At 59.6% G+C, this 11,812-nt stretch carries 8 protein-coding genes, 3 tRNA genes and 1 pseudogene; 2 read left to right on the top strand and 10 right to left on the bottom strand.

Going from position 1 to position 11,812, the window contains the following annotated elements:
* Positions 1-26: 26 nt before the first annotated feature.
* The 3 genes from OC610_RS12305 to OC610_RS12295 form a co-directional block, all read right to left on the bottom strand.
* On the bottom strand, positions 27-719 hold the full coding sequence (locus OC610_RS12305) for a sensor histidine kinase (RefSeq protein ID WP_264428004.1): 693 nt from the start codon (positions 717-719) through the stop codon (positions 27-29).
* Complete coding sequence (locus tag OC610_RS12300; protein ID WP_030142444.1) at positions 712-2,319, bottom strand: tetratricopeptide repeat-containing response regulator; 1,608 nt, start codon at positions 2,317-2,319, stop codon at positions 712-714. The genes OC610_RS12305 and OC610_RS12300 overlap by 8 nt, the downstream gene beginning before the upstream one ends.
* A gap of 221 nt (positions 2,320-2,540) precedes the next feature.
* A tRNA-Arg gene (locus tag OC610_RS12295) sits at positions 2,541-2,617 on the bottom strand.
* A gap of 526 nt (positions 2,618-3,143) precedes the next feature.
* Between OC610_RS12295 and OC610_RS12290 the strand changes: the two genes are divergently transcribed.
* Positions 3,144-3,470 carry an Arc family DNA-binding protein gene (locus tag OC610_RS12290; protein ID WP_030142445.1) on the top strand — a complete coding sequence of 109 codons (327 nt, stop codon included), beginning with the start codon at positions 3,144-3,146 and terminating at the stop codon, positions 3,468-3,470.
* A 120-nt stretch (positions 3,471-3,590) separates the two neighbouring features.
* Here the strand turns inward: OC610_RS12290 and mgtE are convergent, their stop codons facing one another.
* Positions 3,591-5,033, bottom strand: a complete 1,443-nt coding sequence (mgtE, locus tag OC610_RS12285) for a magnesium transporter (protein ID WP_030142446.1) — start codon at positions 5,031-5,033, stop codon at positions 3,591-3,593.
* Between the two features lie 322 nt (positions 5,034-5,355).
* Here mgtE and OC610_RS12280 point away from each other — a divergent pair.
* Positions 5,356-5,835 (top strand): annotated as a pseudogene (locus OC610_RS12280) (cell envelope protein SmpA); the annotation flags it as partial.
* 53 nt (positions 5,836-5,888) lie between these two features.
* Here the strand turns inward: OC610_RS12280 and OC610_RS12275 are convergent.
* The 6 genes from OC610_RS12275 to ltaE form a co-directional block, all read right to left on the bottom strand.
* A tRNA-Arg gene (locus OC610_RS12275) sits at positions 5,889-5,965 on the bottom strand.
* A gap of 107 nt (positions 5,966-6,072) precedes the next feature.
* Positions 6,073-6,163 (bottom strand) — tRNA-Ser (locus OC610_RS12270).
* Between the two features lie 62 nt (positions 6,164-6,225).
* Positions 6,226-6,414 (bottom strand): carbon storage regulator CsrA, encoded by a 189-nt coding sequence (gene csrA, locus OC610_RS12265; protein WP_003178872.1) that lies wholly within the window; start codon positions 6,412-6,414, stop codon positions 6,226-6,228.
* 184 nt (positions 6,415-6,598) lie between these two features.
* Entirely contained in the window at positions 6,599-7,840 is a 1,242-nt protein-coding gene (locus OC610_RS12260; protein ID WP_030142447.1) for an aspartate kinase, read from the bottom strand.
* Positions 7,841-7,925: 85 nt separating this feature from the next.
* A complete protein-coding gene (gene alaS, locus OC610_RS12255) occupies positions 7,926-10,547 on the bottom strand; it encodes an alanine--tRNA ligase (RefSeq protein ID WP_264428002.1) in 2,622 nt (873 codons plus the stop codon).
* 146 nt (positions 10,548-10,693) lie between these two features.
* On the bottom strand, positions 10,694-11,698 hold the full coding sequence (gene ltaE, locus OC610_RS12250) for a low-specificity L-threonine aldolase (RefSeq protein WP_264428001.1): 1,005 nt from the start codon (positions 11,696-11,698) through the stop codon (positions 10,694-10,696).
* Positions 11,699-11,812 lie beyond the last annotated feature (114 nt).

The following is an 11,812-nucleotide window of genomic DNA, read 5'->3' as shown; positions in this document are numbered from 1 at the left end:
GGTTCTGTACCGACCCGGAGATTGGCTCAGGGCAGATAAAGCCTGAACACCCCACCGCCCAGCACACCGCCATTGGCAATCTCGGTACGCCCGCTCAAGCCGCCACGCTGGTGCAGCCCGGCGATCCTGGCGGCGAAGTACAGGCCCAGCCCGGTGCTGCCGCTGCTGTGGTTGATGCCCTGCACATACTCGGCCTGACGCTCGATCATTTCACGCGGATAACCTTCGCCATCATCATTGATGGTCAACACAAGCTGCCCAGCCTCGTCGCTCACGCTGATCAGCAATGCCTGCCGGGCATGGCGAATGGCGTTGTTGATCGTGTTATCGAGCACCGAAGCAATCAGCTCACGGTCGAAGAAACCCAGCGGGCTCAGCGGATCGACTTCGTATGTGGCCATGATCCCGCGACTGCGGAACACGTCTTGGTGGCCGGCCAGTTGCGCTTCGATGAAGTCATCCAGCTCGTGATAGGCCGGATGCAGCGGCAGTTGGTTCACCCCGAGTTTGTAAAGCCCCAACAATTGCACCAGGAGGCCATTGAGGTGAGCGAACTCGAAGTCCATCACGCCCTGCTCCGACGTCTGCCGCTCGCGCTCCGGCAAGCGCTCGAGCCATTGCGTATGCGCCTGCATGAGCAAGGTCAGGGAGTTTTTCATGTCATGCACGGTAGACGCGATCACCGTGGAAAAATCGAGTGCCTGTTCGCTGTCATTCATCGCCAAATGCCTTGCTTCGCAGTTTTTGATAGCGCGCATGACGCGCATCGGTGTCGGGCATCATGCCCACCAGTTTCAGGCAGGCGCGGCATTCCTGCAGCAGCTCCGACTCCACACTGGTATCGGTGCCATGCAGCAGGGATTGCGCCATGTTCAAAGCAATACTGATGTTTTTCGGTTGCATCTTCAGGGCCCGCCGGAACAGCTCCCGCGCCTCGGGCAATGCGCCCGTCTTGTAGACGCGCACGCCTTCGCGGTTCAGCTCGGCGGCGGCATTGCCCTGGTTGAGAATGTTCGGGTCGTCGGTGAGCTTGGCGATGCCTTGCATGACCGCCGGATCATCACCGTAGATTTCCGCGCAGTTCTTGAGCATCGACTCGCCGGCGCTGGTCTGGCCAAGCATCTGCAACTGCTTGGCCACCAGCAACGCGGCTTCGGCGCTCATGAACTGCTCCATGCCGTCGAGGCGCTGCAAGGCTTGCTCGGTCAACTTCTCGGCAGTTTCGGCATCGTTGAGCAGCAGGCTCGTGGCTTTCATCAGGCGCGCCCGCACCTGCAGGCCCGGATCGCTAGGGTTTTCCTTCGCCACGGCGCTGAGCGTCGTGTTGATTTCCAGGCGGGTCCGAGTGTCCAGGCCCTTTTCGCTGCCCTTGCTGATCAACGCATGGGCGAGTCCAAGGTTGGTTTCCGGGTCCTTGAAGCGTGACTGCGCACCCTGCCCCACCGCTTGGCGATAGGCTTTTGAAGCGGTGTCGTAATCCTCGTTGGTCATCGCCAACTTGCCCAACAGCGCTTGTCGGCGCACCGCCAGGGGCGACAGGCGGACAGCCTCTTCCAGCACACTTTGAGCCTGCTTGGTGTCGCCTTCGGCCACCAGCACATCGGCCATGCCGTCGTACAACGCCGGCATCATCGGAAAGACTTTCAGGGCTTTTTCATAGACAGCCTTGGCTTCGCCTATCTGCCCACGCTTGAAGAGCAATTTACCCAACCCTGCGTACGCCCACGGCAACGGCCGATCCGCGATGATGGAATTGTACAACCGCTCAAGGGCCTCGTTCTGATTCAGGTCGCGCAGCGCATCGGCCCGATAGCGCAGGCACAGCGGCCCGTAGCGCGGGTCCTGCTTGCACAGTGCGATACAGGCATTGAGCACTTCCATCGGCTTGCCACGATCGAGGGCCTGCAGGATCGGCTTGAGCAGCGTCTTGCGTTGCTCAAGCCGCTCCAACCGCTGGGCCAGGCCGGAGCGATTGAATGGCTTGGTCAGGTATGCATCGGGCTCATGCTCCAAGGCACTGAGCACCATCGCCTGGCTGGTCTCGGCGGTCACCATGAGGAAGACGCTTTCATGGCTGATCAATTTCTCGATCATCAGGTCCTCCAGGACCTGCTGACCATTTTTACGTCCATCACCCAGGTGATAGTCCTGCAGGATAAAGTCATAGCGCTTCTGCGAGCACATGCGCAGCGCTACTTCACCCGTATCGGCGGTGTCCACGTCCTTGACGCCCAGCTCACGCAGCATGGACCGGACGGAACTGCGGAAGTCCGAGAAATCATCGACGATCAGAAAACTTTTTTGGTGGTACGCCAGCATCGAGGATGTCCAGGCAAATAAGAAAATAAGCTCAATGGCAAAAACAACACAACACCGCCCTGCGGTTGGGCGAGGCGCGCAGATGATAGACAACCGCGACACCCACCGCGAGCCGCTCCGGGACGCCGCGACGTCAGGAAAGGGGCCTCATTGGGTTATCGGCCGCAAACAGCGATCCGTTAAGGATTCGTGGAAGGGCTTGGGAGGATTCGCACAAGAAATGGTGTCCCAGGGCAGGTTCGAACTGCCAACCTTCCCCTTAGGAGGGGGATGCTCTATCCAATTGAGCTACTGAGACACGGGTCGACCGCGGGAAACGCGGTGCGTTGGACGGCGAGCATGTTAACGGCCAGCCCCGCGTTTGTCATGCGTCCGCGTCTTTTAAGTGTAGGCAAATGGTACGGCCCGGCTCTTCTGTCAACGAAATCCTGGTGACTCCAGCCGCCACTCATCTGTCCCAGGCTTGTCGATCTAGTAAATCGGCCAATTGCCACTATCCTATACGTAACAGGGAAAGCAGCCGTCTTGCTCCGCACCGGTTATCCGCCCAACGGTATGGCACAACGACACGATGCAGTGGTCACAAATGCGGAACCTGACGGTTTTTTCAAACCAGTCCGCATTTTTTGATGAAAGGTGCTGGCATAACGCCTTTACCCGGATCAGAATTTGTCACAGAATTGGCGCCAATGATCTGGCAATTTTGAGGCATGATGCGGGCCTCTTAACAATTCAGGTTGAACATTTGGCTACGGGCCTTGTCCTATCGACATCCTGCGGCCAATCCCGAGAACCGCTCCCCTGAACTAACCGGTTAAATAAATATGCGCCCAATGACAAAGCCAATTTATTCCAGCCGTACGGCTGACAAGTTCGTCGTGCGTCTGCCAGACGGAATGCGCGAACGCATTGCCGAGGTGGCTCGTAATCATCACCGCAGCATGAACTCCGAAATCATTGCGCGCCTGGAACAAAGCCTGATTCAGGAAGGTGCATTGGGCGAAGAGCTAAGCATGCGCCTCGACAGCCCGGAGCTTTCGCTGCATGAACGCGAGCTGCTTCAGCGCTTCCGACAACTTTCCCATCGCCAGCAGAACGCCCTCGTTTCGCTGATCGCCCACGACGCCGAAATGGCCGCAGACGCGTCCTAATCGCGTCAAAGGTGTAAAAAGCCAGCCTTGCGCTGGCTTTTTTTTGCCTGGAATTTGGTCGCCGGGAAAACTATCGCCAGAAAAAAGCCCGCCGGCAGGGCGGGCTCCTTGATAAGCCATTCAGAGCAGGAAGATCGTCGCCAGGCCCAGGAAGATAAAGAACCCACCGCTGTCGGTCATGGCGGTGATCATCACACTGGCCCCCATCGCCGGATCGCGCCCCAGGCGAGCCAACGTCATGGGAATCAATACCCCCATCAACGCCGCCAGCAACAGGTTGAGGGTCATCGCTGCGGTCATGACCACGCCCAGCGACCAGCTTCCATAGAGCAGATAGGCCACCACGCCAATCACGCCGCCCCAGATGACGCCATTGATCAACGCCACGGCCAGTTCCTTGCGCATCAGCCGGGATGTATTACCCGTGCTGACCTGGTCCAGCGCCATGGCGCGAACGATCATGGTGATGGTCTGGTTGCCGGAGTTACCGCCGATGCCGGCAACGATAGGCATCAACGCCGCCAGTGCTACCAGCTTCTCGATGGAGCCTTCGAACAGGCCGATGACGCGGGAGGCGACAAACGCCGTGATCAGGTTGATCGCCAGCCAGGCCCAGCGGTTACGCAGGGATTTCCAGACAGAAGCAAAAATGTCTTCTTCTTCCCGCAGACCCGCCATGCTGAGGACTTCGCTTTCGCTTTCCTCGCGGATCAGGTCAACCATTTCGTCGATGGTGAGACGACCGATCAGCTTGCCGTTCTTGTCCACCACCGGCGCCGAAATCAAGTCGTAGCGTTCGAACGCCTGGGCTGCATCGTAGGCATTCTCGTCAGGGTGAAAGCTCACGGGATCGCTGGCCATCACCTCGGCCACTTGTTTTTCCGGGTCGTTGACCAGCAAACGCTTGATGGGCAGTACGCCCTTGAGCACGCCGTCATAGTCGACGACGAAGAGCTTGTCGGTATGCCCCGGCAGCTCCTTGAGACGACGCAGGTAGCGCAAGACCACTTCAAGACTGACATCCTCACGGATCGTCACCATCTCGAAGTCCATCAGCGCACCGACCTGCTCCTCGTCATAAGACAATGCCGAGCGCACACGCTCGCGCTGCTGGCCATCGAGGGCTTCCATCAGCTCATGGACAACGTCGCGGGGCAGTTCGGGGGCAAGGTCGGCGAGCTCGTCGGCGTCCATTTCCTTGGCCGCGGCGAGAAGCTCATGATCATCCATGTCGGCGATCAGGGTTTCACGAACCGAGTCGGACACTTCAAGCAAGATGTCGCCGTCACGATCAGCCTGGACCAACTGCCAGACCGTCAGGCGCTCTTCCAGCGGCAAGGCTTCAAGAATGTAGGCGACGTCGGCGGAGTGCAGGTCATCGAGCTTGCGTTGCAACTCGACGAGGTTCTGCCGGTGGACCAGGTTCTCGACCCGGTCATGATGCGGCCCTTCCTGGCGATGCGTCAGGTCTTCCACGACGCGCTGGCGATGCAGCAGCTCAACGACTTGAGCGAGGCGATCCTGAAGGCTTTCCTGCGTTTTTTTTACTTCGATTTCAGTCATAGGCGAACTCCACTCCCAGCAGTGGAGCACGCCGGAAGGATCAATCAGTTAATTCATGATTGGCAAAACGAGCTGTTGAGTAACTACTGGGTAAGTCCATGAAGATATTCCAAAGCCCCGGCGGGGCTGACGGGCGCAATCATACACCGCTTGGCGCTGTAAAACGTTAAAAAATCATGGCAAGAACAAGCGCTTGCGAGACAAACCTGAACACAGGCTGAACCTCCGTATCTACGACGACTTATTCTGAAAAGAAAACACACCGCCTGGCAAAAGTGCAGCAGCTACCCTTGCTCTATTCACCGTCAAGGAGGACGCCAGGATGCCTGGATTTCGCTGTCTATTTTTGCTCTACGCCCTGCCCTGCCTGCCGCTCTGGGCAGCTGACCACCTTGTGCATCGCTGCGAAGACATCGCCGGGCAGATCACATACACGACCTTGAGCTGCGGCCCGGGAGAAACCCTGACGCTGCAGCCGATCCATTCGTTCAACCCAGGCTACATCGAGCCGATGCTCCCCGAAGCCGAGAGCCATCAAACATCCGGAAACAAAACCAGGCGCAAGGAACCGACCATCGTCGGTCGCCTCGAAGACCGCTGCGGGAACCTGATCAGCGCCGGCCAGCGCCGCGAAGCGATCATCAACCGACGGATCATCGCTGGCATGAGCCAGCAAGATGTCGAGAGCGCGCTTGGCAAGCCCGACACGATCAAGGTGCGGAATTCGAGCACGCGGTATACCTACAAAACCAAGAAGGGTCGCAGTGCAGAGGTGGTATTCGATGAGAAAGGATGTGTGAAAACCTGAATCGCAGACAGCAAAAAGCCCGCGTTTAACGCAGGCTTTTTGGTGTTTGGTGCACTCGACAGGATTCGAACCTGTGACCGCTCGGTTCGTAGCCGAGTACTCTATCCAGCTGAGCTACGAGTGCATTTGTTGCCGCGCATTATAGGTCGCCAAATCTTTTTGTAAAGCGCTTTTTTCAGTAATTTCAAACACTTACCGATCAAGCCAGATTACAGCGCACTAAACGAATAATGGCGGAGAACGGGGGATTCGAACCCCCGACACCCTTTTGAGGTGTACTCCCTTAGCAGGGGAGCGCCTTCGGCCACTCGGCCAGCTCTCCGCAACACGGGGCGTATATTAACCACCTTCATCCCCGTTTGCAAACATAAAAATCGATAAAAATTAATGGCTTGGTTCGTCGTCCTTCTCTTTCTTGATACGCAGGTAGATTTCCTCGCGGTGTACAGCAACCTCTTTCGGGGCGTTGACGCCGATACGCACTTGGTTTCCTTTGACGCCGAGCACGGTCACGGTGATTTCGCCATCGCCAATAATCAGGCTTTCTGCACACCGACGGGTCAGAATCAGCATACCTTTCTCCTCACGCAATTCACTTAAGGGATAACCGTCTGCAAAAAAAGGCATGGGACCTACAACCGAAACGGTCGCAGCCTACAGGCCTAGTATTGACCAGCGCGCGCAAAAGAACAGTTTTGGGACACGCCATTCAGAAAAACAAAGGGCGCGGTGAAAACCGCGCCCTCAGGACAGCGCCTTACTCGCCCTGTCGGGCAGCAGCGTCGAGTTCAAACGCCGTGTGCAGGGCGCGCACGGCCAGCTCCAGGTACTTCTCTTCGATCACCACGGAAACCTTGATTTCCGAGGTGGAGATCATCTGGATATTGATGCTTTCCTTGGCCAGGGATTCGAACATGCGGCTGGCCACGCCTGCGTGGGAACGCATGCCGACACCGACGATCGAGACCTTGGCGATCTTGGTGTCGCCGACCACTTCGCGGGCACCGATCTCGCCGGCCGTTTTCTTCAAGACAGCTTCGGCGGATTGATAGTCGTTGCGGTGCACGGTGAAGGTGAAGTCGGTGGTGTTATCGTGCGCGACGTTCTGCACGATCATGTCGACTTCGATGTTGGCGGCACTGATCGGGCCGAGAATCTTGAACGCCACGCCGGGGGTGTCTGGCACGCCACGGATGGTCAGCTTGGCCTCATCGCGGTTGAAAGCGATGCCGGAAATGATCGGCTGTTCCATGGATTCCTCTTCATCAATAGTAATGAGGGTGCCCGGACCCTCCTTGAAGCTGTGCAGGACGCGCAGCGGAACGTTGTACTTGCCAGCGAATTCAACCGCACGGATCTGCAACACCTTCGAACCGAGGCTGGCCATTTCCAGCATCTCTTCGAAGGTGATCTTGTCCAGGCGCTGAGCCACGGGTACGACCCGCGGGTCGGTGGTATAGACGCCATCGACATCGGTATAGATCTGGCATTCGTCAGCCTTGAGGGCCGCTGCCAGCGCCACGCCGGTGGTGTCGGAACCGCCACGGCCGAGGGTGGTGATGTTGCCGTGCTCATCCACGCCCTGGAATCCGGCGACCACTACGACGCGACCGGCCTTCAGGTCGCCGCGAATTTTCTGGTCATCGATCTGCAGGATACGCGCTTTGTTGTGCGCACTGTCCGTCAGGATACGAACCTGGTTGCCGGTGTAGGACACTGCCGGCACGCCACGCTTGATCAGCGCCATGGCCAGCAAGGCGATGGTCACCTGCTCGCCGGTGGAAACGATCACGTCCAGCTCGCGGGGAACCGGTTGCTGGTCGCCGCTGATTTGCTTGGCCAGATCGATCAGACGGTTGGTCTCGCCGCTCATTGCCGACAGCACGACCACCAGGTCGTCGCCCGCTTCACGGAATTTCTTAACCTTGTCGGCGACTTGTTCGATTCTCTCGACGGTGCCGACCGAGGTGCCTCCAAATTTCTGTACGATCAAAGCCATTTCAAAGCCGCCTCTGCCCATGAAGGGCGCCCAAATAATCAATCAACAGCGGCCGGGCCCACCTTGGCGAGCCCGGAGCGCCGTCTTAAATACCCTGCTCTACAAATGCAACGGTCTGGGCCAGTGCCGCGTCCAATGCGCCGGCGTCGGTACCGCCGCCTTGCGCCATGTCCGGACGACCACCGCCCTTCCCGCCCACTGCTGCAGCGGCCTGCTTCATCAAATCACCGGCTTTGAGTTGGCCAGTCAGGTCTTTGGTCACGCCTGCGACGAGAACGACCTTTTCCTCATGGACACCGCCGAGCAGGATCACTGCGCGGCCGAGTTTGTTTTTCAGTTGATCGACCAGCGCCAGCAGCGCCTTGCCATCCTGGCCGTCCAGACGCGCGGCCAGCACTTTGACGCCCTTGACGTCCACCGCCTGGGCCGACAGATCGTCGCCCGCGGCGCTGGCAGCCTTGGCCTGCAACTGCTCGAGTTGCTTTTCCAGCGCGCGGTTGCGCTCCAGCACAGCCGACAGCTTGTCGATCAGGTTGTCACGGCTGCCCTTGATCAGGCTCGCCGCTTCCTTGAGTTGTTCTTCCGCCGCATTGAGGTACGCCAGCGCCGCAGCGCCAGTGACCGCCTCGATACGCCGCACGCCGGAGGCCACGCCGCCTTCGCTGACAATTTTCAGCAGGCCGATGTCGCCGGTGCGATTGGCGTGGATGCCACCGCACAGCTCAACGGAGAAATCGCCCATGCTCAGCACACGCACGCTGTCGCCGTACTTCTCGCCGAACAGCGCCATCGCGCCCTTGCGCTTGGCCGTCTCGATGTCGGTTTCCTCGGTTTCGACCGGGGAGTTCTTGCGGATCTCGGCGTTGACGATGTCTTCCAGCGCCTTGAGCTGTTCAGGCTTGATGGCTTCGAAGTGGCTGAAGTCGAAACGCAGGCGCTGACTGTCCACCAACGAGCCTTTCTGCTGGACGTGTTCGCCCAGCACCTGGCGCAAGGCTGCGTGAAGCAAGTGCGTGGCGGAGTGGTTCAGCGAAGTCGCGTGACGAACCTCTGCATCGACATGGGCGGCTACGGGAGCAGCGATCATCAGGCTGCCGGAGGCCAGCACGCCGTGGTGCAGGAACGCGCCGCCAGTCTTGGTGGTGTCACGCACGTCGAACCGCGAGTTGCCGGCCTGCAGGTAGCCGCAATCGCCGATCTGGCCGCCGGACTCGGCGTAGAACGGTGTCTTGTCCAGGACAATCACGCCTTCCTGGCCTTCGCTCAGGATGTCGACCGACTGGCCGTCCTTATAGATGGCGACGATCTTGGCCGAACCGGTGGTTGCGCTGTAGCCGGTGAATTCGGTGGCCACGTCAACCTTGACCAGGCTGTTGTAGTCCATGCCGAAGGAACTCGCGGAGCGTGCACGCACGCGCTGGGCTTCCATCTCGCGCTCGAAACCTTCCTCGTCGAGGGTCAGGTTGCGTTCGCGGGCGATGTCGCCGGTCAGGTCCATCGGGAAGCCGTAGGTGTCGTACAGCTTGAACACCACGTCGCCCGGGACCACGTTGCCCTTGAGTTCGGCCAGGTCCTGCTCGAGGATCTTCAGGCCTTGCTCCAGGGTCTTGGCGAATTGCTCTTCTTCAGCCTTGAGCACGCGCTCGATGTGCGCTTGCTGGAACTTGAGTTCCGGGAAGGCTTCGCCCATCTCGGCCACCAGCGCCCCGACGATCTGATAGAAGAAGCTGCCCTTGGCGCCCAGCTTGTTGCCGTGACGGCAGGCGCGACGGATGATCCGGCGCAGCACGTAGCCGCGGCCTTCGTTGGACGGCAGCACGCCGTCGGCGATCAGGAAGCCGCAGGAGCGGATGTGGTCGGCCACCACTTTCAGCGAAGCCTGGTTGTCGTTGGTGCAACCGATGGCCTTGGCCGACGCGCTCAGCAGGCTCTGGAACAGGTCGATTTCATAGTTGGAATGGACGTGCTGCAGCACCGCGCTGATCCGCTCAAGGCCCATGCCGGTGTCCACCGACGGTGCTGGCAGTGGATGCAACACGCCATCGGCGGTGCGGTTGAACTGCATGAAGACGTTGTTCCAGATCTCGATGTAGCGGTCGCCGTCTTCTTCCGGCGAGCCGGGTGGGCCGCCCCAGATGTCGGCGCCGTGGTCGTAGAAGATCTCGGTGCAAGGGCCGCACGGGCCGGTGTCGCCCATGGTCCAGAAGTTGTCGGAGGCGTAAGGCGCGCCCTTGTTGTCGCCGATGCGCACCATGCGCTCAGCCGGGACGCCGACTTCTTTGGTCCAGATGTCGTAGGCTTCGTCGTCACTCGCGTAGACCGTTACCCAGAGTTTTTCCTTGGGCAGGTTCAGCCACTTGTCAGACGTCAGGAACGTCCAGGCGAAGGTAATGGCGTCGCGCTTGAAATAGTCACCGAAGCTGAAGTTACCCAGCATTTCGAAGAAAGTGTGGTGACGAGCGGTATAGCCGACGTTTTCCAGGTCGTTGTGCTTGCCGCCGGCGCGTACGCATTTCTGGCTGCTCACCGCACGGGTGTAGGCACGTTTTTCCTGGCCCAGGAAGCAGTCCTTGAACTGGTTCATCCCCGCGTTGGTGAACAGCAGGGTCGGGTCGTTGCCCGGAATCAAAGAGCTGGAGGCTACTCGGGTGTGGCCCTGCTCTTCGAAGAAGCGAAGGAAGGCTTCACGGATTTCTGCGCTTTTCATTAGGTTCTTCCACGGAGGCTGCGGCCAAAGGCCTGTGCGTAACGTCAACAGACGAAGCAACGGCAAAGGGCCGCATTATATCGGCCCTTTGCGTGGGGTACAGCGTGTTTATGCGATAGAAACTGTCAATTGGCCCGGTTGGCGGGTCATTGGCGGGAAAATTCGACGAAAGTGGCGACCACCTGATCAATTTGCGCCGCGCTGACGTCCATGTGCGTGACCATTCGCAGGCGTGGCGCTGCGCTGAGCTTGACGCCCCGCCCGTCCGCAAATGCCTTGATCGCTTCGGCCCGCTCGCCCATTTGCACATAGACCATGTTGGTCTGCACCGGCTCGACCTCGTAGCCTGCCGCCCGCAAGCCCTCGGCGAGCCGCTGGGCATTGGCGTGGTCATCCGCCAGGCGCTGGACGTTATGCTCCAAGGCATACAGCCCCGCCGCCGCGAGGATCCCGGCTTGGCGCATGCCGCCACCGACCATCTTGCGCAGCCGGCGTGCCTTGCCGATCAGCTCGGGCGTACCGCACAGGACCGAGCCCACCGGAGCGCCCAAGCCCTTGGACAGGCACACCGACACCGAATCGAAATGTTGGGTGATTTCCCGGGCGTCGACGTTCAATTTGACGGCTGCGTTATACAACCGCGCGCCGTCCAGATGCAGGGCCAGGCCATGGTCCCGGGTAAAGCGCCGGGCCCGGGCCAGGTATTCCAGGGGCAGGACCTTGCCCTGCATCGTATTTTCCAATGCCAGCAACCGGGTACGGGCAAAGTGAAAGTCGTCGGGCTTGATCGCCGCCGCGACGTGCGCCAAGTCCAGGGAGCCATCGGCCTGCACGTCGAGAGGCTGGGGCTGGATCGAACCGAGTACCGCCGCCCCGCCACCCTCGTACTTGTAGGTGTGGGCCTGCTGGCCGACGATGTATTCGTCGCCGCGTTCGCAGTGGGCCATCAACCCCAGCAGGTTGCTCATGGTGCCCGTGGGCACGAACAATGCTGCGGCGAACCCCAGGCGTGCGGCCAGCTCGGCTTCGAGGCGATTGACGGTCGGATCTTCGCCGTACACATCGTCGCCGGTCGGCGCGCTGGCCATGGCATCCAGCATACCGGCGGTGGGTTGGGTGACCGTGTCGCTGCGAAGATCGATAACACTCATGAATCTGGCCTCGGGTTCTGGTGGGGGAATTCCCTTTCGGAGGGCAATTACTGCGGGCATGGCGCGGAATAATCAAGCCCAGGACCACACGAACCAACAGATTATCCGAATCCC

Origin of the sequence: Pseudomonas agronomica, assembly GCF_025917275.1 — a bacterium.
GTDB lineage: Bacteria > Pseudomonadota > Gammaproteobacteria > Pseudomonadales > Pseudomonadaceae > Aquipseudomonas > Aquipseudomonas agronomica.
Note: the sequence above shows the minus strand (reverse complement) of the source record. Positions and strands in the feature narration are given on the sequence as shown.